Origin of the sequence: Cupriavidus laharis (assembly GCF_914271435.1) — a bacterium.
Lineage (GTDB): Bacteria > Pseudomonadota > Gammaproteobacteria > Burkholderiales > Burkholderiaceae > Cupriavidus > Cupriavidus laharis.
Genome location: NZ_CAJZAI010000002.1, coordinates 70,935 through 93,916, shown reverse-complemented (window position 1 = coordinate 93,916; position 22,982 = coordinate 70,935). Strand labels below are relative to the sequence as shown.

Genomic DNA, 22,982 nt, shown 5'->3' with positions numbered 1-22,982 from the left:
TGATGAACGAGACAAGTTGTGTGAGGTAGCAGAATGACCCAAGCCGAAAGTACGTCCGACAGCAAGCCCGACACCGGGCGGCCATTGCCGCTTGAGGGGGTGCGGGTGGTCGAACTGGGATCGCTGATCGCCGGCCCGTACGCGGCCGGCCTGCTGGCGCAGTTCGGCGCCGAAGTCCTGAAGATCGAACCGCCGCAGGACGGCGACCCGCTGCGCAAATGGCGCAAGCTGCATGATGGCACTTCGCTGTGGTGGTACAGCCAGAGCCGCAACAAGAAGTCCGTCACGCTGGACCTGCGTTCGCCGGCCGGCCAGGACATTGTGCGCAAGCTCGTGGCCGAAGCCGATATCGTGGTCGAGAACTTCCGCCCCGGCACGCTCGAGAAATGGGGCCTGGGCTGGGAAGACCTGCGCGCCGTCAACCCGGCGCTGGTCATGGTGCGGGTGTCGGGCTACGGGCAGACCGGACCCTACAAGGACCGCCCGGGCTTTGCCGCGATTGCGGAGTCGATGGGCGGGCTGCGCTACGTGTCCGGCTATCCGGACCGCCCGCCGGTGCGTTCGGGCGTGAGCATCGGCGACACGCTGGCTTCGCTTTACGGCGTGATCGGCGCCTTGCTGGCCATGCACCACCTGCGCGCCAATGGCGGCGAGGGGCAGTTCATCGACGTGGCGCTGTACGAATCGGTGTTCGCGGTGATGGAAAGCCTGGTGCCCGAATACGCCATGTTCGGCCATGTGCGCGAGCGTTCCGGCGCCAGCTTGCCGGGCATTTCGCCGTCCAATACCTATCCGTGCCAGGACGGCCACTACGTGATCATCGCTGGCAACGGGGACGCCATCTTCCGCCGCTTCATGACGGCGATCGGACGCGATGACCTGGGGAGCGACCCGCGCCTGGCACACAACGACGGGCGCGTTGCGCACAACGCCATGCTCGACGACGCCATCACCGCGTGGACCCGCGAACGCAGCCTGGACGAAGTGCTCGACGTGCTCGAAGCCGCCGCCGTTCCCTGCGGACGCATCTATACCGCGGCGGACATCTGCGCCGATCCGCACTACCAGGCGCGCGACATGATCGAGACCCATGCGCTGCCCGACGGCAACGCCGTGTCGCTGCCGGGCATCGTGCCGCGCCTGAGCGAAACGCCGGGCCAGACCCGCTGGGTCGGCCCCGGACTGGGCGCCCATACCGAGGAAGTCCTGGCCTCGATCGGCATCGCCGGCAAGGACTTCCAGGCGCTGCGCGAATCAGGCGTGGTCTGACACGCGGCCATTCAACAGGAGATCACCATGTGGTTTGCAGAGGCCCCGCAGCGGGTATTCATCAACGAGGTATCGGTACGTGACGGCTTCCAGATCGAGCCGCAGTTCGTGCCGACCGAGCAGAAGATCGCGCTGATCGATGCGTTGTCGGCGACGGGTTTGGCCAAGATCGAGATCACATCGTTTGTCTCGCCCAAGGCCATCCCGAACCTGCGCGATGCCGAGGCGGTCGCGAAGCAGATCCGCCGCCACGAGGACGTGACCTACGTCGCGCTGGTGCCCAATGCGCGCGGTGGCGAGCGCGCGCTGGAGTGCGGGCTGGACGAGATCAACCTGGTGATGTCCGCCAGCGAGACCCACAACCGCGCCAATATGCGCATGACGTGCGAGCAGTCGCTGGCGCAGTTCCGCGGCGTGATGGACCTGGTGCGCGGCACGGACCTGGCCGTGAGCGGTTGCGTCGCCACGTCGTTCGGCTGCCCGTTCGAAGGCGGCATTGCACCGGCGCGCGTGCGCTGGGCGGCCGAACAGTACCTCGCCATGGGCATGCATGCCATCACGCTGGCCGACACCACCGGCATGGCCGATCCGCGCCAGGTGGGCGAGCTGGTATCGACCTTCCGCGAGTGGTTTCCCGGCGTGCCGCTGACCCTGCATTTCCACAATACGCGCGGCATGGGGCTGGCCAATGTGCTGGCCGGTCTTGCAGCAGGCGCGACCAGCTTCGACGCCTCGCTGGGCGGGCTGGGCGGCTGCCCGTTCGCGCCCGGCGCCACCGGCAACATCTGCACGGAGGATCTCGTGCACATGCTCGAGTCGTCCGGTATTCCGACCGGCGTCGACCTGGACCGCCTGCTCGGCGTCGCGCGGGCATTGCCGGACGTGGTGGGGCACGACGTGTCCGGGCAGGTGCTCAAGGCCGGCAAGCGTACCGAACTTCATCCCGCGCCTTCCCTCGGCGCCGGGCAATGACCTTTGCAAGAGGAGACAAGCAGCATGGTGCAAGCCAATCGACCGGCCAGCCTGCTCGACAAGCTGTGGGCCAGCCACGTCATTCACGAGCAGGCCGATGGGCCTTCCCTGATCTATATCGACCGTCACCTCGTCAATGAGGTGACCAGCCCGCAGGCGTTCGAAGGCCTGCGCCTGCATGGCCGCAAGGTGTGGCGGGCGGCATCGGTGCTGGCCACGGCGGACCACAACGTGCCCACCACCGACCGCGCCGCGGGCATTGCCGACCCGGTCAGCCGCATCCAGGTCGAGGCGCTGGACCGCAATTGCGCCGAAGCAGGCATCGTCAACTTCGGCATGAATGACCCGCGCCAGGGCATCCTGCACGTGGTGGGGCCGGAGCGCGGCGCCACGCTGCCGGGCATGACCATTGCCTGCGGCGACTCGCATACGTCTACCCACGGCGCGTTCGCGGCCTTCGCGTTCGGCATCGGCACCTCCGAAGTCGAGCAGGTGCTGGGCGCGCAGTGCCTGTGGATGAAGAAGCCGCGTTCGATGCTGGTGCGGGTGGAAGGCGAATTGCCGGCGGGCGTGGCCGCCAAGGACATCGCGCTGGCGCTGATCGGGCGCATCGGCACGGCCGGCGCAACCGGACACGTGATCGAGTTTGCCGGCAGCACCATCCGCGGCCTGAGCATGGAAGCGCGCATGACGGTCTGCAACATGGCCATCGAAGCGGGCGCGCGTGCCGGCATGGTTGCCGTGGACGCGACCACGCTGGCCTACCTGGAGCATCGCCCGCAGGCGCCGCAAGGCGAGCAATGGGATAGCGCCAGCGCCTACTGGCGCACGCTTTGCAGCGACCCGGATGCCGTATTCGACGCGGTCGTGGACATCGACGCCGCATCGATCCAGCCGCACGTGACGTGGGGCACATCGCCCGAGATGGTGGTGCCGATCGGCGAGCGCGTTCCCGACCCGCAAAAGGAGTCCGATCCCGTCAGGCGCCGCGGCATGGAGCAGGCGCTGGCCTATATGGGGCTGCAGCCCGGCACGCCGGTGGCGGACATTGCCCTCGACAAGGTCTTCATCGGCTCATGCACCAACGCACGTCTGGAAGACCTGCGCGCCGCCGCCGCCGTGCTGCGCGGCCGCCATGTCGCGGCCAATATCCGCCAGGCGCTGGCGGTGCCCGGCTCGGGGCTGGTGAAGTCGCAGGCGGAAGTGGAGGGGTTGGACAAGGTCTTCATCGCAGCCGGATTCGAATGGCGCGAGCCGGGATGCTCGATGTGCCTGGGCATGAACGACGACCGCCTCGCCCCCGGCGAGCGCTGTGCATCTACCTCCAACCGGAATTTCGAAGGCAGGCAGGGGCCGGGTGGCCGCACGCACCTGGTCAGCCCGCAGATGGCCGCCGCGGCGGCGGTGGCTGGCCATTTCGTCGACGTGCGCACCCTGCAGCAGGAGAAATCAGCATGACGCCCTTTACGGTCCTCGACGGGCTGGTGGCACCCCTTGACCGCGCCAACGTGGACACGGACGCCATCCTGCCCAAGCAATTCCTCAAGTCCATCCAGCGCAGCGGCTTCGGCCCGTACCTGTTCGACGAGTGGCGCTATTTCGATCATGGCAAACCGGGGCAGGACTGCTCGCTGCGGCCGCGCAACCCGGACTTCGTGCTGAACCAGCCGCGCTACCAGGGCGCTTCGGTGCTGCTGGCGCGCGAGAACTTCGGCTGCGGATCGTCGCGCGAACACGCGCCGTGGGCGCTCGAGGATTTCGGCCTGCGCGCGCTGATTGCGCCGAGCTTTGCCGACATCTTCCATAACAACTGCATGAAGAACGGCCTGCTGCCGATCGTACTGGATGCCAATGCGGTCGACTGGCTGTTCGCCGAGGTTGCTGCCACGCCGGGATACCGGCTGCAGATCGACCTGGCAGCGCAGCTCGTGACGACACCGGCGGGCGAGGTCATTCCCTTCACGCTGGATCCATTCAAGAAGTATTGCCTGCTGAACGGGCTGGACGACATCGCCCTGGCGCTGCAGCACAAGGACGCGATCCGGCGCTACGAGCAGGAGCGGGCGCGGCGCGAGCCGTGGCTGTTCCCGCCTGCGCGGGAATGACTGGCAGATTTGATACCTTGATATCGAGCGGCCGTGCTATGGCTTGTCCTGCAACACGGTCACCGTGCAAGTCGTCCCCATTGCCAGGGGCAGTCCGGCGGGTTCCTCATCCAGGTGGACCCGCACCGGCACCCGCTGCGCCAGCCGGATCCACGTGAACACCGGGTTCACATCGGCAAGCAGGTTGGCACCGGTGGGGTTGTCGCGGTCGGCAATGCCGCGTGCGAGGCTTTCCACGTGCCCTTTCAGCGGGGCGCCGCCCGACATCAGGCGGACTTCCACCTTCGCGCCGATCTTCACGTTGGCAAGCTTGGTCTCTTCGAAGTAGCCATAGACCCAGTAGGAATGCTTGTCGATCACCGCCATCCGCGCGTTGCCCGCGCTGACATAGTCGCCGGCAAACAGGTTCAGGTTGGTCACATACCCGTCCACCGGTGAATGCACTTCGCTGCGCTGCAGGTTGAGCCGCGCGGTGTCCAGCGCCGCCAGGCTGGCCTGGTAGTTGGCCAGAGCCTGCTTTTCTTGGGCGCCGACATCTTCGCGGCTCTCGACGGATACCACCGAACTGTCCAGGTTGCGCCGGCGCACGGCCTGCTGGTGCCGCATGTCCAGTTCCGCCTTGCGGGCCTGCGTCTGGGCCTCGGCCTGCGCCAGCGCCTGGCGGAACCGCTCCTGGTCGATGATGAAGAGCAGGTCGCCTCGGTGCACTTCCTGGTTGTCGCGCACGGCGACGCGGGCCACCAACCCGGAGACGTCCGCGGCAATGTTGATGACCTCGGCACGTACCCGTCCGTCGCGCGTCCACGGCGAGTACATGTAGTGCACCCACAGGCTGTAGCCCAGGGCAATGGCGGCGGCGGCGACCAGGCAGGTTGCCAGGATGCGGAGCAGGGGTCGGAATGTCATGGTGTGGTTCTGGTGCATCGGTCCCGCTCAGTCCCAGAGCAGGAGGCCGATGCCGCTGAAAAGGCAGACAAAGAGCGCGGCCCGCAACAGGGCCGGATGCCATACCCACCGATACAGGCCGATGCGTGTCAGGAGCCGGTCGAGCAGCCAGTACAGCGCTCCGCATGCCAGGAATACCGGCAGCAGCGATGGCATCAGCACGTAAAACAGGGCGATTTCCCGGGGCATGGGCAGTGGCTCCGGTCAGGGTTGCGCTTGCGCGGCATCGTATCCGCCGCCCAGGGCCAGCATCAGCCGCGCCCACGCGTCCAGCCGCGCGGCCTGGACCAGTGCCAGCGCAAGCTGCTGGCGCCGGAGCTCGTTTTCCGTGGCCAGCACGTTCAGGTAGTCGGTGAAGCCGCCGCGGTAGCCTTTCTCCGCCAGGGCATAGGCGCGCTGCGCGGACTTCAGCGATGCCTCGATGCCTTGCTGCTGGCGGCCCAGCGACTGCAGCGAGATCACCTGGTCCGCCACGCCCTGGAACGCGGCCAGCACGGTCTTGTTGTAGGTCTCCACGGCTACGTCGTAGTTGGCGGTGGCCACGGTGTAGTTGCCCCGACGCCGTCCGCCGTCGAACAGCGGCAGCGAAAGCGCTGCCCCCACGTTGTGGCCAATGGCGTCGCGGCTGACGAAGGTGAAGAAGTTGCCGAACGCGGCGGAAGCCAGCCCGACGCTCGCCACCAGGTTGATGTTCGGGTAGAAGTCCGCCTTGGCAGCCTTGATGCCCTGCGCCGCAGCCTGCACGCGCCAGCGTTGCGCCACCACGTCGGGGCGGTGCCCCACGAGTTCGGCCGGCAATGACGCCGGTACGGCAACAGGGGTGTCCAGCAGCAGGCGGGGGCGCTCCAGCGCGTCGCCGGCGCCGGGGCCCTGGCCGCTGAGGATGGCGATCTGGTTCTTCGCCAGCGCGATCTGCCGTTCCGCCTGCAGCACCTGCGCCTCCAGCGCGGCGATCGGGGTCTGCGCTTCGCTCAGTTCCAGTTCGCTGGCGAGGCCGCGGCCGGCACGCTTGCGGATGATGTCGTAGATGTTGCGCTGCCGCGCCAGGTTGGCCTGGCTGACATCCAGCAGGGCATATTGCAGCGCCAGGTCCACATACGCCCGCACCACGGAGGTTTCCAGGCTGATCTGCACGGCGCGGGCTTCGGCGGCGGTAGCCTGCACGCCATCCAGCGCCCCCCGCAGGACGGCGCGGTTGCGGCCCCAGAGATCGAGGTCGTAGGACAGGTCGATGCTGATGTGGTTGTTCCAGGTGGTGTGGCCGCCAAGCGGCTGTGGGGTGGCCAGGCGCGGAAAGCGGGTGCGGCCGAAGGCACCGCCCGCGCTGAGGTTCGGCTCGGTCGCCGCGCCAGCCACCCCGGCCAGGCCCTCGGCGAGCTCGCTGCGCGCCAGTGCGATGCGCATGTCCGGGTTGCCGGCAACGGATTGCGTGACCAGCGCGTTCAGCCTGGGGTCTCCCATGTGCTCCCACCAGGCCTGCCGGGGCCAGCCGGCGTCCTGCTGGGTGGCGCGCAGCGCCGCGCCGGGGTCTACCGCGGCGGCATCGATGGGCGTGGATGCGGGGGTGATGCCGCCCGTGTCGGCACAGCCGGCCAGTACCAGGGCGGCTGCGCAGCAGGTGATGAGTCGGGTCCAGGGAGAGGCAGATGCACGCTTGCGCGTGCCAGCTTGCCATCCAGCAACCAACGGTTGTCGTCCCCGCGCAGGCGGGGACCCAGTGGCGTTTTGTCCCCCTTCGGGGGACTTCAAAGACGCTGGATTCCCGCCTGCGCGGGAACGACGGTGGCATTTGATGCTTGAGCGTACCAACACAATCAACAGGTTAGCCATGGATCCTGGGTGGGTGGGTGCAGCGGATACCATGGCAGATTCAGGCAGCCCGTTCTTCGGTTTCCGCGGCAGGATCCAGCAGCGGGAATGCGTCGTCGAGCAGGGACAGCCGGATGACATGCAGCTGGGCGCGCACCCGGGCCGGGCCGGCGGTGAGCGCGCCGGAGGCATCGTTGCCCCAGTCCGCGGACTCCGCGGTCTCGCGGATCACCTGCTCGACCGTCTCCACCGCCCGTTGCAGCGTGTGGGGCGATGGCGCCTGGAACAGGCCTGCCACGGCGGCCAGCAGCAGGTCTTGCTGTGCTTGCCACGGGCCTGGCATGACATGGCGCGCCACGGCTTCCCGAATGTAGATCACGGCCAGGCCAATCTCCAGCGCGGCGAACGACCAGTTCAGCATCACCGCCTGGCTGGCACGGCCGGTGGCCGGCCGCGTGCCGGCGTACTGGATGAAGTCCCGCAGATTGCTTTCGAAGGTCAGGCGCAGGCCCGCCAGCGAGCCGTAGCAGACCCGCGTGGCCACCAGCGCACGCAGCTGGCGCAGGTAGCGGTCGGCCAGCCAGTGGCTGCCGGTGGGCACGATGGTGGCAAACGCCAGCGAAGCCAGCCCGATGCCGAGCAGCGTGGCGAGCCCCGCGTCCATGTAGGCCACCGGGTTGTAGACCGCGGGGTTCGCCAGGTTGGTGAGGAAGCAGAAGTAGATGCCGAAGCCGAGTCCGATGATTGCGGTGGGAGGGAATGTGCCGAGGAAACTGCCGGCCAGGATGAACGGCACCAGGCAGGCGGTCAGCAGCACGAAGCCGTCAAGCCGGGGCAGCAGGGCAAAGTTGAACACCATGCCGGCGAGCCAGGCTGCCAGGCAGCCGATCAGCATGTGCCTGGCCACAGTGGTGGGCCGGGGCATGATCGAATAGAGCGCAATGGCGATGGTCGTGGAGATGAGCGCGGAGCCGCCGTTGCTCCAGCCCGAGGCGACCCACAGCCATGAGCAGGCAAGGATGGCAATGGCCGCGCGCAGCCCCGACGCCATGGCAAAGGCCCGGTTGGCCGAGCTCAGGAGCCTGTCGGGGCGGTCGGCGGTGGCGGGCGGCTCGTCCGCGGGGCGCGGGCTGCGCAGCGCCACGTAGTTGCCGGTGAAGGCCAGCAGGTCGGCAACGCCGTCGTCGAGCACCAGCGCGCCCGCGGCGAAGCGGTCGCGCGTGGCGGCCCCGGCATCCGCCAGGCTGGCGCGTGCCGACAGGATGTGCCCGGGCATGTCCTCGCGCAGGGCCTGCAGGCGTGCGTGCAGCGCGCGCGCCTGTTCCAGGCCGAGGCCGCCGCCCGGCTCGACCGCGGGCAGGGCGTCGAGCACGCGCCCGGACAGGGCCTGCAGCGCCTCCCCGGCGCGATGGTCCGCCGCCCGCGCGACGCGCGCCTGCAACTGGTGGAGGCTGTGGAAGCGCGCGACTGCGTCCAGGAAGTCATGGTTCAGCCGGATCATCAGCGCATTGTTCACGCGCATTTCCGGGCTTTCGAAGACGGTGGCGCTGCGCAGGTTTTCCAGCTGGGCGCGCTCGCCCATCAGCCGCAGGTGGGTCAGTTTCAGCGCGTCCGGGGCCTGGTCGCCGCGCAGCGCCTGGCGGATGAAGCCGATGAACCCCGCGACATGCTGCTGCCCGGCGCTGAGCAGCATGGCCGTGACGCGCTGCGGAAAGACCAGGCCGCTCACCAGCCCGGCGCAGAGGATGCCGATGGATACCTCGCTGAGGCTGACCACGACGTTGTCAAAGATGCCGTAGGGGTTGTTGATGGACGGCACGGCGGCAATGCAGGTGGCATAGCCGGACAGGACGAAGCCGTACGACTGGTAGTTGCGGTAGTAGGCCGCGCCCGCTACGCACAGTCCGATCCAGATGGACAGGCACGCGAAGAACAGCACGCGCTCCTGGGGGAAAGCATGGAACAGCGCCAGCGCCGCCAGGCTGCCCGCCAGCATGCCCACGGCGCGGTAGAACCCGCGCGCCAGCACCATGCCGCTGTGCTGGTGCATCATCAGGATCACCACCGAGACCATGGCGGTGCGCGGCGACGACAGTTCAAGCCGCATGCTCAGCCATGTCGCCATGACCACCGCAAGCGCGGTCTTGCCGGCATGCAGCCAGCGGGCGCCGTCTGCCTGCCAGTATTCGAGGGCCGCCGCGGCCAGCGTGGCCGGCCATGCGCCGGCCCGTAGCGCCCTGGCGTCCATGGTAGTCCTCAGGGATGCAGCACGATGCTGCCGGGGCCCGCGCCCATCAGGATAGCGAAGCCGCCAATGATGCTGACATGTTCCAGGAAGCCCGTGAACAGCAATGTGCGCTGGGGCCCTTTCTGGTTCCAGAAATCATAGAAGATCACGGCCGTGGCGAGCGTGAACAACGCCAGCAGCAGCGACGCCACCGTAGTCTGGTATCCGGCCATGATGGCCAGCCCGCAGATGAGCTGGACGATGATGGTGGCGGTCAGCGCCACGCGCGGGAACGGCAGGTTGCGTGCCCTGACCTCGTCCAGCCCGTGGCTGAAGAACAGCAGCTTGTTGGCGCCGCTGAGCACGAACATGAAGGCAATGAACAGGCGGCCGGCAAGGAGATAGTAGTCGGACATGGGGGCTTCCCGAAATAGCCTTCCCGGCGGGTTCAGGCCGGGGGCCTGTGCAGGATAGGCGAGGGCGCGCATCGGGTGTGAGAGGCAGCGGCAGAACACGCTGTTCGGCGCGGAAGAACAGGGGCGAGCGGCAGCCGGCGCGCGCCTGCGGCCCGGCTGGCTGCGGGCGCGGCCGTGTCAGGTGGGGATCAGGCGGAGGTCAGGCGGTGGCTTCGGCAGCGGCCTTGCGCTTGCGTGCCGGCGCGGCGCCGGCTTTCTGCTGCGCAAGGTACCGGAGCACCAGGTCGGTGGTTTGCTGGAAATGGTCCGACAGCAGCTTGCAGGCCCGGTCGGCGTTGCGCGCGACCACGGCGCTGACGATGGCCTCGTGCTCCGCCGCCACGTCCCGGGTCCGCTCGGCCTTGGGCACGGCAAGCGAGAGGAAACGGTAGCGTGCCGTCTGGTCGCGCAGCACGGCCGAGAAGCGGCGCAGCCACGGGGAATGGCAGCCGGCGATCAGCGCATCGTGAAAGGCCACATGCGCGGCTTCCCATTCGGGGTTCAGCGCGCCGCCCTGGCCGCGCAGCACCATCGGGATGCGCGTCAGGCGATGGTGCGCCGCCACCACTTCGCTCTCCCAGGCGATGTCCGCCAGCCGGATGGCCTCGCGCAGCGCCTGGCTCTCGATCTGCTGCCGCACGCGGGTGATGTCGAGCAGTTCCTCCGGGGACAGCTCCGCCACCCGGAAGCCCTTCTGGTCGATGGCCAGCACGAAGCCCGTGGTGCACAGCCGGGACAGGGCCTCGCGCAGCGGGATCACGCCGGCCTGGTAGTGTTCGGCCAGCTCTTTCAGGCGCAGCTTGCTGCCGGCCGGCAGGCGGCCGCTGATGATGTCCTCGCGGACCGCCTGTTCGAGGACGGACGCCCAGGTGCGCCCGCCAAGGTCCGGCAGCACGCTGGCGTCGGGATCGATGGCGGGAGGCTTGGCGGCGGTCTTGGCGGATCTCGTCGGCACGGGCGGGCTCGTAGAAAGATAGATGGTCGGCATCATTATATATTTTCACGAGGCCCGGGCATCGCCCCGGCAGTTCCTGGCCGGCCTGTCTGCCTCCTTACGTGGCAGGCAGGGCCGTGGCGGTCGGGCTCGCAGGCCCGGCGCCTTACTGCACCTGTTCGTCGGCGATGGGGTTGGACAGCGTGCCGATCCCCTCGATGCTGACTTCGCACACGTCGCCGTGGCGCATCAGCAGCTTGGGGTCGCGCGCCCAGCCGATGCCGGAGGGTGTGCCGGCCACGATGACGTCGCCGGGTTCGAGCGTGATGGCCTCGCTGATGATCGTGATCAGGGAAGCCACGTCGTACAGCATGTCCGACGTGCTGGCGGACTGGACCACCTTTCCGTTGAGCCGCGTTTCCAGCTGCAGCCCGGCGGCGCCCGGCGGCAGTTTGTCGGCCGTCACGACATAGGGGCCGAAGCCGCCGGTCGCGTCGAAGTTCTTGCCCACCGTCCATTGCGGGGATTTGAACTGGTACTCGCGCACCGAGCCGTCGTTGAAGATGGAATAGCCGAACACGTGGCTGAGGGCGTCTTCGCGGGCGATATGCTTGCCGCCCTTGCCGATCACCACCGCGAGTTCGCCCTCGTAGTCGAGCGTGTCGCTGGCCAGCGGGCGCACGATGGCACCCTCATGCCCCACCATGCTGGTCGGCACGCGCAGGAACAGCGTCGGATAGTCCGGCTGCTCGTACGGGGACTCCTTGGTATGGTCGGCATAGTTGAGGCCGACACAGAGGATCTTGCGCGGGTTCATGACCGGCGGCAGCCATGTCAGCGCGGCCGTGGCCGGCACCGGCGATGCCTGGGCCACCAGGCTGTGCCATTGCTGCGGGCCGAGTCTAGCGTCGATGAGGGCGCCGACATCCTTGCCGGCAACCGGCGGCAGGGCAAAGACACCTTCGTCGGACACCAGGCCCACTCGTTGCTGGCCATCCAGCAGAAACGTTGCCAACTTCATTTTCCAGCTCCAGTCGGAATTGTGCCGCCATGCGCGGCGGGGGATTGTCGAAAAGTACGGCAGGCGGCGCAGGCCATGGCTGGCGCCGCCCAGGCTACGGGTTCAGGCCTCGGGTTCAGGCCTCGGTATTGCGGATGAAGTATTCGGGAACATCCGGCCCCCACTGGTACAGGGAGTCCTCGGCCGCGAAGTCCCCTGCCGGCCACGCCTGCCCGGAGGGGATGTAGTCGATGTCCGCCGAGTACTCGCAGAACGAGCCCCACGGGTCGAGCACATAGAAAAAGTAGTTCGAGCCGAGCACGTGGCGCCCGGTGCCCCAGCCCTGCGGGTAGCCCGCTTTCGCCATCTGGCTGGCGCCCTGGCCGACGTGGTTGACGCTGTCGACGTCCCATGCGGCGTGATGCCAGCCCTTGGCCGAGCTCTTCACCAGCGCCAGCAGGTGATGGTCGCTGCCGTAGGGCGCATGCGTGAAGGCGATGATGTCGTCGGAGCGGTCGGACAGGCGCAGGCCCAGCGCGTCGCGGTAGAAGTCCAACGCTCGCTGCACGTTGGGCGTGAACAGCAGCACATGGGAAAGGCGGCGCGGCTGCACGCGCTGCACCTGGCTGCGCACCACCGCGCCCCGCTGGCCGCCCGGTGCGCTTTCCAGCCGCACGGGCGGCTTGCTGCTCGGCGAGGTCTTGGGGCCGACCTTCACCTGGATCAGGTTGCCGTCGGGGTCGAAGAACCAGATCCCGGACTTGTCATCGAAGCGCGTGTCCTCGACCAGCGTCGCGCCGCTGGCGGCCAGCTGCTGGCGGATGCCCGCGAAATCGCCTTCGAAGCAGTTGAAGCTCAGGTAGGCCAGGCGCTTGCGTTCTCCTTGATAGAACCGGGCCCAGCGGCGCTGGTCGGCAGCGTAGACCTCCAGGCAATCCGGCGTGCGCAGCACGGTCAGCCCGAAAGCGTCGAGAAAGTGCTGGGCCACTGCCAGGTCCGGCACCTCAAGCGCGTAATGGTCGATCGAATGCACGGCATGGCGCGGTCCGGCCGCGTGCGCTTGCGAACGCTGGCTGGCATCGGCGCGATGAGTGTCCATGTTTGTCGTCTCCTGCGGTTTCTGTTTTCCCTGTATTCCGGAACCGGCCCACCCGGTGCGGGCAGGGCCTTCCGGCTAGGTGAATCTGCCCATTGGCAGATCCGGCTTAAAAGCTATACTAAGCAAAAAAATATATAAAAACAAGATTTGAATATTGATTGCGCCGGGCGGCGGGAAGCATAGGGAGAGACCAGTGGACGTATGCACGTGCCGGCTTGCTTTCGAGTAACCGTTGGTCGTCGTCCCCGCGGAGGCGGGGACCTAGTGGCTTTTTGTCCCCCTGAGGGGGACTTCAAAGACGCTGGATTCCCGCCTCCGCGGGAATGACGATTGAAAAGGTGGAAGTGCCGGGAACGCGGGAGATAGTGTCCGCCCCCGTAAAAACCCCGCCTTGTGCCGCCAGACATTGTCACCTAAATTTTGCGCATAACGACATAGTTTGCGTTAGACGAAAAAATGGAGACTAGATGACTCGTCCACGAATTGGCTGGATCGGCACCGGTGCCATGGGCCGTCCGATGTGCCTCAACCTGCTGAAGGCGGGCTACCACCTGACGGTGTTCGACCGGAAGCCTTCGCAATACGCACCGCTGGTCGAGGCCGGCGCAAGGGCCGGAGCGTCGGCCGCGGATGTCGCGGCGCAGGCCGATGTCGTGTTCTCGACCATCTTCAATGACGAGGGCCTGCACGATGTGGTCACCGGCCCGGACGGCGTACTGGCGGCGGCATCGCGGCCAGGCATCCACGTCGACATGAGCACTGTTTCCCCCGAGGCATCCGCCGCCGTCGCGCAGGCGTTCGATCGAGCAGGCATCCAGTACCTGCGCGCGCCGGTATCCGGCACGGTGTCGCTGGCGGCCAGTGCGCAGCTGGGCTGCTATGTATCCGGGCCGCGGGCGGCGTTCGAGGCGGTGCAGCCCGTACTGGCCTGCCTGAGCGCGCGGCAGTCCTACGTAGGCCCGCAGGACGAGGCGCGCATCGTCAAGCTGATGATCAACCTGATGGTGTTCATGAGCACCGCCGCCATCGGCGAGGCCATGGCCTTCGGCAGCCGCGCCGGCCTGGACCGCGCGCTGATGGTCGATGCCATCAACGACAGCATCGTCGGCTGTTCGCACTTCCGCACCAAGGCGGACAAGCTCAAGCAGCGCGAATACAGCCCCGCCGGCTCGATTGCACTGGTGGCGAAAGACCTGGACCTCGCGCTGTCCGTGGCCCGCTGGCACGACACCGCGCTGCCGGTGTCGGCACTCGTGCGCCAGTACCTGGCGATGCTGCAGGGCCGCGGGCTGAGCCACCTCGACGTTGCCGCGCTGGCCGACGTGCTGCCGCTGCTGGGCGGCGATATCGACAACGCCGCGCTGGCCGGCCATGGCGCCGCCTGATCCAACAGACAGATTCCACCAACAAGACCCATGGAGACAACGATGAATCGCAAGACCGAAACCGGCCGCCGTTCCTTCGGCATGCTGGCTGCCCTGCTGGCAGGCCTTGGCCTGGCCAGCGCCGCCACTACCGCGCAGGCGCAGGCCAAGCCCGGCGCCGAACCCATCCGCATCGGCGCGCTGCTGTCCACCACCGGCGGCATTGCGCAGGTCGGCCTGGCCGAGCGCGAGGGCGTACTGCTCGCGCAGAAGGTCCTCAATGCGCGCGGCGGCATCAACGGCCGTCCGCTGGAGATCGTGATGGAGGACGACGCCTCCAGCCCCGATTCCGCGGTGGCCAAGGTCAACGCGCTGCTGTTCACGGAGAAGGTGCGTGCCATTGTCGGGCCGAGCGGCATTGCGCAGACCGTGGCCATCGGCGGCATCACGCAGGCGCAGAAGGTGCCGCTGTTCGCGTTCTCGGGCGTCGGCCCGGCCGTGGAGCGCCAGCGTACCTGCGTCTTCCACCTGACGCCGTCGCAGGAACTGAATGCCCGCGCCGTGCTGTCCTACGCCCGCGACAACGGCGCCAGGCGCATCGGCGTGCTGCATGACTCGGGCTACGGCCAGGTGGTGTGGAACAGCATGAAGGGCCTGGACCGCGAGTACGGCGTGAACTTCGTCCAGGTGGAGAAATTCGAGATCGCGGCCACCGACGTCACCACGCAGGCCGCCAAGGTCAAGGCCGCCTCGCCGGACGCCATCATCATCATCTCGACCTCGGCCGCGCCGTTCCGCAACGTGCGCCAGCTCAAGGTCAACGTGCCAATCATCTCGGTGCACGGCACCGCCACCTATGAGACCGTCAAGGCCATGGGCGACGCGGCGGACAACATCATCCATCCGGAGTTCATCGTGTCGGAGGACCCGCTGCCCAGCCAGAAGGCCTTCGTCGATGCCTATCGTGCCGAGTACGGCAAGCTGCCCAAGCATTTCTCGGCCGCCGGCTGGGACGCCGTGATGGCGCTTGCCGAAGGCTTCCGCAATGCCGGCGCGGATGCGTCAGGCGAGAAGCTGTGCACGGCTTTGCGCCGACCGTTCCAGGGCGCCACCACCCGCTATGACTTTGCCGCGACGGACATGGGCGGGCTGACGCTGGCGAGCTTCACGTATTCGCGCCTGCAGAAGGGGCAGTTCGTGCGGCTTCCCTATGCTGCGGCAAAGCCGTGACGGGACGATGAGCGGGAGATACCAGTATGTCTGTTGATCTGATAGTCCAGGCCATCGTGTCCGGAATCACCAATGGCTTTGTCTACGCGCTAATCGGCGTGGGCATTGCCATCATCTTCAAGGGCACGCGCATCATCAACGCCATGCAGGGCGAGTTCGCCGTGATCGGCGGCATGGTGGCGGTGTTCGCACTGCAGTCCGCGGGCTTGCCCTATGCGCTGGCCATCGTGCTGGGCATTGCTGCCGGCGCGGCCAGCGGCCTTGCCATCGACCTGCTGTTCGTGCAGCCCATGACCCGGCGCGGCGCCAGCGAGGAGAGCTTCCTGCTGCTGACGATCGGCCTGGCTTTTGCGCTGTCGGCCGCCGCGCTTTACTTTGGCGGCCGCGACTCGCACCTGCTGCCCGCCATCGGCGGCGACGGCGTGATCGAGTTCCTCGGTGCCGCCATGCCGGTGCACGCGGTGGCCCTGATCGCGATTGCCGCGGCGCTGGTGCTCGGGTTGCGGTTCTTCTACACGCGCACGCTGATCGGGCTGGCCATGACCGCCGCATCGCTCGATCCCGACGGCGCCACCACGTCAGGCATCAACGTGCGCCGCATGCGCTCGCTGACATTCCTGCTCGGCGGCGCATTCGGGGCCATTGCCGGCATCCTGGTCACGCCGCTGCTGGCCATGAACTACCAGATGGGCATCGGGCTCACGCTCAAGGGGTTTGCCGCTGCCATCCTGGGCGGGCTGACGAACCCATTGGGTGCCGTGGCCGGAGCGCTGGTGCTGGGCCTGGCGGAGTCGCTCGCGGTGCTGGGCTTTCCGTCCGGCTATCGCGACGTTGTCGCCTTGTCGATGCTGATTGTGATCATGATCGTGCTGCCCAATGGCCTGCTGGGCCGGGCGGCGCGCAGGGGAGGATGACCGATGAACAAGACACGCGCGCTGACGCTTGCCGCGTTACTGGTATGGGCGGTGGCGGGGCAGGTACTGTCGCGGCACTACCTGGACATGTTGAACTTTGCCGCCTTCCTGGCCGTGGGAGGACTCGGCGTGGGGCTGCTGCTGGGGCAATGCGGTGTGGTGAACCTGGCGCAGGCTGCGTTCTACGGCATCGGGGCCTACGCCTCCGCCTACTGCACCACGGCGCTGGGCTGGCCGATCCTGGCCGGTGTCGCCACCGGCCTGCTGTGCAGCGCCGCGCTGGCCGCGGCGGTCGGCCTTCCCGTATTGCGCCTTGGGGGCTTCTTCCTGGCCCTCGCCACGCTGGCGGCCGGCAGCATCGCCGGGGTGCTGTTCTTCGAGTGGGACTGGCTGACAGGCGGCACGCTCGGCATTGCCGGCATTCCCAAGCTGTCGCTGTTCGGCTTCGCGCTGGATACGCCCCAACGCTACTACTACTTCGTCTGGCCGCTGACGCTGCTGCTGCTTTGGCTGGCGGACAACCTGGTCAAGGGGCGTCCGGGCCTGGCCATGCGCGCCATGCGCGACGCCGCGCCGGCGGCCGAAGTGCTGGGCGTCGACATGCATCGCCTCAAGACGGTGATGTTCGTGCTGTCGGCCATGCTGGGTTCGCTCGCGGGCTCGCTGTTTGCGCACTACGTGTCGTTCGTCAGCGTGCAGAGCTTCACCGTGGAGCGCTCCATCGTCTTCCTGCTGGCGCCGGTGGTGGCCGGTGCGCGCTCGGTCTATGGCGTGGTGCTTGGCGCGCTGTTCGTTGCGCTGGCGCCTGAACTGCTGAGCAGCCTGGGCGACTTCCATCAGGTGCTGTTCGGCCTTGCGCTGGTGCTGGTGGTGACGCTGATGCCCGGCGGGCTGGTCGGTGCGCTGGTGCCGGTGTGGCGCCGCGCCGCCGTGTCGCAGGAGGGCGCGCGATGAATGCTCCACAACGTCACTTCGAGGCCAACACGCAAGCACAGCAGGCCGCCGCGCCGACGCTGCTGCGGCTCGACAGCATCGCCCACAGCTTTGGCGGGCTGGACGTGCTGCGCAACGTCAGCTTCAACGTGCCAGTCGGACGCATCGTCGGCCTGATCGGGCCCAACGGCAGCGGCAAGACCACGTGCTTCAACATTGTCTCGGGCTTCCTGCGCCCGAAGGCGGGCAGGGTCGCGCTCGCCTCGCGCGACATTACCGCCGACACTGTGCAGGAACGCAGCCGCGCGGGCCTGGTGCGCACCTTCCAGACGCCGCAGGTGTTCGAGCACATGACCGTGCTGGAAAACCTGATGACGGGCAGCTACAAGGACACGCATTCCGGCGTGGTGCAGGCCATGCTGCGCACCCCGCGTGCGCGGGCCGACCTGGCGCAGATGCGTGCCAACGCCGAAGCTGCCTGCGAGAAGTTCGGTCTTGGCCGGCTGCGCGACAAGCTTGCCGGCAGCCTTCCGGCGGGGCAGCGGCGCATCGTCGAGCTGGCGCGTGCCTGCATCGGGCATCCGGAGATCCTGCTGCTGGACGAGCCGTCCTCAGGCCTGAACAGCGAAGAGATCGAAACGCTGCGAGGCTGGATTACGCGGCTCAACCAGGAGGGCATGACCATCCTGCTGGTTTCGCACGACATGGGCCTGATGACCGTCTGCGACACGGTGCACGTGCTGTACTACGGCGAGATCATCGCATCCGGCGCGCTGCACGAGGTGCAGGCCGACGCCCGTGTGCGCGAAGCCTATCTGGGAGTCTGAACATGCTGAAAGTGAAAGGATTGCGCGCCGGCTACGGGCCCGTGCCGGTGCTGCATGACATCGAGATGGAAGTGGGGCAGGGCGAAGCGGTGGCGGTGGTCGGCGCGAACGGCGCCGGCAAGACCGCGCTGGTGCGCACCCTGTGCGGGCTGGTCCGGCCGATGGCCGGCAGCATCCTCAAGGACGGTGTCGAGATCAGCCACGTGCCCGGACACCGCCGCTTCGAGCACGGCATTGCCGTGGTGCTGGAGAACCGCAACCTGTTCGCCGAGCTCTCGGTGCGCGACAACCTGCGGCTCGCCGAGCAGGCCGGCAAGCGCAGGTCTGGTGGACAGCGCTTCTCGTTCGACGAGGTCTGCGACCTGTTCAGCATCCTGCGCGAGCGCGCACACTCGACGGTAGGCCTGCTTTCCGGCGGGCAGCAGCAAATGGTGGCCATCGCGCGCGCCCTGCTGCTGCAGCCGGACCTGCTGATCATGGACGAGCTGACCACCGGGCTTGCACCGCGCATCGTCAAGGAGATCCTCGCCGTACTGAACCAGCTGCGCTCGCGCGGCATGAGCATCGTGCTGGTGGAACAGAGCGTGGCCATTGCCTCGGAGATGACGGACCGCGCCTACGTGCTGTCGGTCGGACGCGTCATCCACGAGGTACGCACCGGCGAATGGAGCGCGATGCTCAACGACAAGACACTCATCAAGGCATACCTGCATGGCTGATATCCACGAACTTTCCCGCGCGGACGACCAGGCGCTGTCGGAACTGGACCGCGCCGACCAGGCGCGCTACCGCGCCATGCTCGACGGCGACCTGGATGCGCTGGACCGCCTGCTGCACGAGGACCTGAGCTATACGCATTCGTCGGCCCTGCAGGAAGGCAAGGCGGCATACCTGGAGTCCCTGCGCAGCGGCCACGTGCGGTACCTCGATGCCGACGTGCAGGAAGTCGTCCGCCAACTGCATGGCGACGTTGCCGTCATGCAGGGCAAGGCGCTGCTGCGCGCCATCGTCGACGAGGTCGAGCGCACGCTGGACAACCGCTTCCTCAGCGTGTGGAAGCGCGACGGCGGCGGCTGGCGCATGCTGGCCTGGGCGTCGACCCCCATTCCCAAACGTTCATAGGAAGACCCCATGCTGTTCGAACAGCGCATCTATACCCTGGTGCCGGGCGCGCTGGATGCTTTCTGGCAGGCGCAGCAGGACCGAGGTTTCGAACTCGTCCAGCCCATCCTGGATCGGCTGGTCGGGTACTTCTCGGCGGAAAGCGGACCGGGCGACCAGGTCGTGCACCTGTACCGCTATGACAGCTACGACGACTGGGTGAAGCGCCTGCACGGCCTGTACGGCGTGGCGGCGCTGGAGCCGTATTTCACCCGCGTGCGGTCGCTGATGCTGGCGCAGGAAAACAAGTTTCTCGCACTGGCGCCCCTGCCGGAACTGGCGCCATGCTGGAGCGGCGGCAACGACTGGCACCCCGCCGACGGGCCGATCTTTCCGCTGGCGCAAGGCGAGGCCGCTGCGATGCGCGACGTCGTGCTCGACGAGACCACCACCGTGCTGCGGCCCGGGTCGCTGCCGGCCTACTGGCAGGCATACCGAGAGCACGGCCTGCATTGCCGGGTGGAATCGGCGGGCGGGCTGCTGGGCTGCTTTGTCAGCCTGGTGGGGCGCCAGCACCAGGTCGTGCACTATCGCTGGCATCCGGATTTCGCCGAGCGGGAAGCATTCAGGTGCGCCAGGCTGTGTGACGACAACTGGCAGGCATTCCTGGCAGCCATCGCGCCGCTGGTGGTCTGCAATGCGCGCAAGGTGCTGCGGCCGGCGCCGATTGCCGAGTTGTCGCCGGCGTTCGTGCGCGCGCGCTGAAAGGCACGGCCAACCCGCGGCTGGCCTTTCGCTTTCCTCCCTGCGATCGCCAGTCACCATCCGGGCGAGCCGCGCGCTCCCTTCCTTTGACAAGAGTCGCCCATGCTTGCCAGCACCGACCCGCTCAATGAGGGTTTTCCATAAGATATGCAAATGCTATTTTTATATATATTTTGTGGAAATGTAAGTTCTTTTGCCGAGCCTGCCACGCCGGGGGCTGCGGTGCAGCAGGGCGGCAGCAAGGACGATGGTGCCGGGTATCCAATGCCGTCCGCAGCACGCGTCTGCTCGTGTCTGCGCGCGGCGGGGTACCTGGCAAGTCTTTTCGTAGACGCCGGCGCACGCCGGCACATGGAGTGCAAGTCATGGAACTGAATCTGAAGGGCCGGGTGGCCGTGATCACCGGTGCAAGCAAGGGCGTCGGCAAGGGCGTGGCACGGGCGCTGGCGGGGGAGGGCGTGAACATCGCCCTGATCGCGCGCGGGCGTGAAGCGCTGGTGCAGGCGGCGGAGGAAATCGCGGGCGAGTTCCATGTGCAGGCGCTGCCGGTGGAAGCGGACGTGACGGACACCGCGTCGATGCGCGCGGCCGCCGCGAAGGTGCGCGAGCACTTTGGCCACGCCAACATCCTGGTCAACAACGCCGGCGCGGCAATCCGCCGCCAGGACCGCGAGATCACCTGGGACGACAGCGACTGGATCAACCAGGTGGAGATCAAGTCGGTCGGCGCGCTGCGCATGATCCGTGAATTCCTGCCGCTGGTGCCGCGCGACGGCACCGGCCGCATCATCAATATCGCGGGCGCCTCGGGCTCCATGGCGTGGATGCCCGCGCTGACCTACGGCCTGAACAATGCCGCGCTGATGCACGTCAGCGGCTACCTCGCCGCGGACCTGGCCGACGAGGACATCACGGTCAATGCCATCGTGCCCGGGCTGGTGGGCACTGAATGGCGCGAAGCGTGGGCCGACGGGGCTGCCGCGCAGGCGGGCAAGAGCAAGGCGCAATGGCTGCATGACTTCTGCCGGAGCAAGGGCATCCTGTCCGGCCGCTGGGGCACGGTCGAGGAGATCGGCGACCTGGCCGCGTTCATCGCGTCGGACAAGGGCTGCTACATCAACGGCGCCAAGCTGGCGGTCGACGGCGGCCTGACCGTCAACGCCCGTTGATCCGGTTCGGGAAGCGACCATGAAGCGATACGAAATCGGCCTGTTCATCGGCAGCCTGCGCCGTGACTCCATCAACCGACGCCTGGCCACGGCGCTCAAGCGGCTCGCGCCGCCGGAACTGGGCTTTACCGAGATCGCCATCGGCGACCTGCCGCTCTACAACCAGGACCACGAGATCGTGGGCGGCCTGCCCGCCGGCGTGCAGCGCATGAAGGAGGCGCTGGAACCGGTGCAGGGCGTGCTGTTCGTCACGCCGGAATACAACCGCTCCGTGCCGGGCGTGCTCAAGAACGCGCTGGACTGGGCCTCGCGCCCGAAGGGCGCCAACTCCGTGGCGGGCAAGGCCGGCGCGGTCTGCGGCGCGGCGCCCGGGGCCATCGGCACGGCAGCCGGGCAGCAGCATTTGCGCACCGTACTGGCGGCGCTCGACGTGCACACGATGGGCCAGCCTGAGTTCTACCTGCAGTTCACGCCAGACCTGATCAGCATGGACGGACAGGTGCACAACGAAGGCACGCAGGCGTTCCTGCGCCAGTTCATGCAGGCGTACGCCGGCTGGGTGCGCCGGCTCTGCGGCTGAACGGCGCAGCGGAAGAAGAAGAGACAAGACAAGAACAGACAACCGCAGTCAATGGAGGAGACAAGCACCAATGAAGATCGGGAAATTCCTGCTGGGCGCAATGGCCGTGGCGCCGATTGCAGCCGCCGCACAATCGTCGGTCACGCTCTATGGCGTGATCGATACCGGCGTGGAGTACGTCAACAATATCGGCCAGGCCAAGGACAGCGTCGTGCGTGTGCCGGTGCTGACGGGCACGGTACCCTCGCGCTGGGGCCTGCGCGGTGCCGAGGACCTCGGTGGCGGCCTGAAGAGCGTCTTCGTGCTGGAATCGGGCTTCGCGCCGGACTCCGGCGCGTCCAACCAGGGCGGCCGCCTGTTCGGCCGGCAGGCGCTGGTGGGGCTGTCCGGCCGCTGGGGCCAGGTAGCGCTGGGGCGGCAGTACACCATGCTGTTCTGGGCCGGACTGGACAGCGACATCCTGGGCCCGAACATCTACGGCTCGGCCTCGCTCGACAACTATATCCCGAACACCCGGGCCGACAACGCCATCTCCTACAAGGGCACCTTTGGCGGGCTGACCGTCGGCGCGACCTACAGCTTTGGCCGCGACACGGTCAACGCCGGGCCCAGCCCTGCCGGCACCAATTGCGCGGGCGAGAACCCCGCGGACAAGAAGGCCTGCCGCGAATGGTCGGCGCTGCTGATGTACGAGCGCGGCTGGTGGGGCGTGGCGGCGGCCTATGACTCGCAGCGCGGCGGCCCCGGCGCGTTCGGCGGCCTGACCAACAGCAACCTGACCGACGACCGCCTTTCGGTGAGCGGCTACATGCTGCTGTCGCGCACCAAGCTGGGCGCCGGCTGGCTGCGCCGCGACAACGAAGGCAGCCCGACCCGCATCAGCGACTTGTACTACGCCGGCGTGTCCTATGACATCACGCCCGCGTTCAACCTGGCCGGCCAGCTGTACCACCTGAACTACCACGGCAGCGACAACAAGGCCTGGCTGTACGCGCTGCGCGGCACGTACGCGTTCAGCAAGCGCACGTCGGTGTACGCCACCGCCGGCTTCATCGACAACGGCGGCCAGCTCGGCCTGTCGGTCAGCGCGGGCCAGGTCGGTTCCAACCCGCGCGCGGGCGGCAACCAGTTCGGCACGATGCTGGGCGTCAAGCACGTGTTCTAGTCTGCGGCGTCCGGGAAATGGTCCTCCCGGCAAGCGCGGAGAAGAGAAGGCCGAAGCGCGGTCTTCTCCAAGCCGCCGCCTGGCGCTTACACTGTACGTGCCCCGTGCATGCAGGCATC

At 67.6% G+C, this 22,982-nt stretch carries 23 protein-coding genes; 15 read left to right on the top strand and 8 right to left on the bottom strand.

Going from position 1 to position 22,982, the window contains the following annotated elements; genetic code table 11:
- The first annotated feature begins 33 nt into the window (after positions 1-33).
- Genes LDO29_RS04255 through leuD form a run of 4 tightly spaced genes read left to right on the top strand, consistent with a single transcriptional unit; the run spans position 34 to position 4,346 of the window.
- On the top strand, positions 34-1,269 hold the full coding sequence (locus tag LDO29_RS04255) for a CaiB/BaiF CoA transferase family protein (RefSeq protein ID WP_224078549.1): 1,236 nt from the start codon (positions 34-36) through the stop codon (positions 1,267-1,269).
- Positions 1,270-1,296: 27 nt separating this feature from the next.
- Entirely contained in the window at positions 1,297-2,241 is a 945-nt protein-coding gene (locus LDO29_RS04250; protein WP_224078548.1) for a hydroxymethylglutaryl-CoA lyase, read from the top strand.
- Positions 2,242-2,265: 24 nt separating this feature from the next.
- Complete coding sequence (gene leuC / locus LDO29_RS04245; RefSeq protein ID WP_224078547.1) at positions 2,266-3,699, top strand: 3-isopropylmalate dehydratase large subunit; 1,434 nt, start codon at positions 2,266-2,268, stop codon at positions 3,697-3,699.
- On the top strand, positions 3,696-4,346 hold the full coding sequence (gene leuD, locus LDO29_RS04240; protein WP_224078546.1) for a 3-isopropylmalate dehydratase small subunit: 651 nt from the start codon (positions 3,696-3,698) through the stop codon (positions 4,344-4,346). The genes leuC and leuD overlap by 4 nt, the downstream gene beginning before the upstream one ends.
- Positions 4,347-4,382: 36 nt before the next feature.
- Here the strand turns inward: leuD and LDO29_RS04235 are convergent, their stop codons facing one another.
- From LDO29_RS04235 to LDO29_RS04200, 8 genes are all read right to left on the bottom strand, one after another.
- Positions 4,383-5,252 (bottom strand): efflux RND transporter periplasmic adaptor subunit, encoded by an 870-nt coding sequence (locus LDO29_RS04235; protein ID WP_224078545.1) that lies wholly within the window; start codon positions 5,250-5,252, stop codon positions 4,383-4,385.
- Positions 5,253-5,279: 27 nt separating this feature from the next.
- Positions 5,280-5,480 carry a DUF1656 domain-containing protein gene (locus LDO29_RS04230; protein ID WP_224078544.1) on the bottom strand — a complete coding sequence of 67 codons (201 nt, stop codon included), beginning with the start codon at positions 5,478-5,480 and terminating at the stop codon, positions 5,280-5,282.
- Between the two features lie 15 nt (positions 5,481-5,495).
- A complete protein-coding gene (locus tag LDO29_RS04225) occupies positions 5,496-6,977 on the bottom strand; it encodes an efflux transporter outer membrane subunit (protein WP_224078543.1) in 1,482 nt (493 codons plus the stop codon).
- Positions 6,978-7,161: 184 nt separating this feature from the next.
- Positions 7,162-9,348 carry an FUSC family protein gene (locus LDO29_RS04220; protein ID WP_224078542.1) on the bottom strand — a complete coding sequence of 729 codons (2,187 nt, stop codon included), beginning with the start codon at positions 9,346-9,348 and terminating at the stop codon, positions 7,162-7,164.
- A gap of 8 nt (positions 9,349-9,356) precedes the next feature.
- A complete protein-coding gene (locus LDO29_RS04215) occupies positions 9,357-9,743 on the bottom strand; it encodes a DoxX family protein (protein ID WP_224078541.1) in 387 nt (128 codons plus the stop codon).
- A 199-nt stretch (positions 9,744-9,942) separates the two neighbouring features.
- Positions 9,943-10,737 (bottom strand): GntR family transcriptional regulator, encoded by a 795-nt coding sequence (locus LDO29_RS04210; RefSeq protein WP_396022622.1) that lies wholly within the window; start codon positions 10,735-10,737, stop codon positions 9,943-9,945.
- A gap of 145 nt (positions 10,738-10,882) precedes the next feature.
- Complete coding sequence (locus LDO29_RS04205) at positions 10,883-11,737, bottom strand: fumarylacetoacetate hydrolase family protein (protein ID WP_224078540.1); 855 nt, start codon at positions 11,735-11,737, stop codon at positions 10,883-10,885.
- Between the two features lie 115 nt (positions 11,738-11,852).
- Complete coding sequence (locus LDO29_RS04200; RefSeq protein WP_224078539.1) at positions 11,853-12,815, bottom strand: VOC family protein; 963 nt, start codon at positions 12,813-12,815, stop codon at positions 11,853-11,855.
- A 467-nt stretch (positions 12,816-13,282) separates the two neighbouring features.
- Here LDO29_RS04200 and LDO29_RS04195 point away from each other — a divergent pair, with 467 nt between their 5' ends.
- The 11 genes from LDO29_RS04195 to LDO29_RS04145 all read left to right on the top strand — a co-directional run bounded on the left by LDO29_RS04195 (position 13,283) and on the right by LDO29_RS04145 (position 22,863).
- On the top strand, positions 13,283-14,200 hold the full coding sequence (locus LDO29_RS04195; RefSeq protein WP_224078538.1) for an NAD(P)-dependent oxidoreductase: 918 nt from the start codon (positions 13,283-13,285) through the stop codon (positions 14,198-14,200).
- 42 nt (positions 14,201-14,242) lie between these two features.
- The gene (locus LDO29_RS04190; RefSeq protein WP_224078537.1) at positions 14,243-15,409 is read left to right on the top strand and encodes an ABC transporter substrate-binding protein; all 1,167 of its coding nucleotides are present in this window, start codon (positions 14,243-14,245) and stop codon (positions 15,407-15,409) included.
- A 26-nt stretch (positions 15,410-15,435) separates the two neighbouring features.
- On the top strand, positions 15,436-16,323 hold the full coding sequence (locus tag LDO29_RS04185) for a branched-chain amino acid ABC transporter permease (RefSeq protein WP_224078536.1): 888 nt from the start codon (positions 15,436-15,438) through the stop codon (positions 16,321-16,323).
- A gap of 3 nt (positions 16,324-16,326) precedes the next feature.
- Positions 16,327-17,277 (top strand): branched-chain amino acid ABC transporter permease, encoded by a 951-nt coding sequence (locus LDO29_RS04180; protein WP_224078535.1) that lies wholly within the window; start codon positions 16,327-16,329, stop codon positions 17,275-17,277.
- Positions 17,274-18,083, top strand: coding sequence for an ABC transporter ATP-binding protein (locus LDO29_RS04175; RefSeq protein WP_224078534.1), 810 nt, complete (start codon positions 17,274-17,276; stop codon positions 18,081-18,083). Before LDO29_RS04180 ends, LDO29_RS04175 begins: the two co-directional genes overlap by 4 nt.
- Before the next feature lie 2 nt (positions 18,084-18,085).
- The gene (locus tag LDO29_RS04170) at positions 18,086-18,802 is read left to right on the top strand and encodes an ABC transporter ATP-binding protein (RefSeq protein WP_224078533.1); all 717 of its coding nucleotides are present in this window, start codon (positions 18,086-18,088) and stop codon (positions 18,800-18,802) included.
- Entirely contained in the window at positions 18,795-19,205 is a 411-nt protein-coding gene (locus LDO29_RS04165) for a nuclear transport factor 2 family protein (RefSeq protein ID WP_224078532.1), read from the top strand. Before LDO29_RS04170 ends, LDO29_RS04165 begins: the two co-directional genes overlap by 8 nt.
- A gap of 9 nt (positions 19,206-19,214) precedes the next feature.
- Positions 19,215-19,949, top strand: a complete 735-nt coding sequence (locus LDO29_RS04160) for an NIPSNAP family protein (protein WP_224078531.1) — start codon at positions 19,215-19,217, stop codon at positions 19,947-19,949.
- A gap of 365 nt (positions 19,950-20,314) precedes the next feature.
- Positions 20,315-21,118 (top strand): SDR family NAD(P)-dependent oxidoreductase, encoded by an 804-nt coding sequence (locus LDO29_RS04155; RefSeq protein WP_224078530.1) that lies wholly within the window; start codon positions 20,315-20,317, stop codon positions 21,116-21,118.
- 19 nt (positions 21,119-21,137) lie between these two features.
- Positions 21,138-21,698, top strand: coding sequence for an NADPH-dependent FMN reductase (locus LDO29_RS04150; protein WP_224078529.1), 561 nt, complete (start codon positions 21,138-21,140; stop codon positions 21,696-21,698).
- 70 nt (positions 21,699-21,768) lie between these two features.
- Positions 21,769-22,863, top strand: a complete 1,095-nt coding sequence (locus LDO29_RS04145) for a porin (protein WP_224078528.1) — start codon at positions 21,769-21,771, stop codon at positions 22,861-22,863.
- The last annotated feature ends 119 nt before the right edge of the window (positions 22,864-22,982 follow it).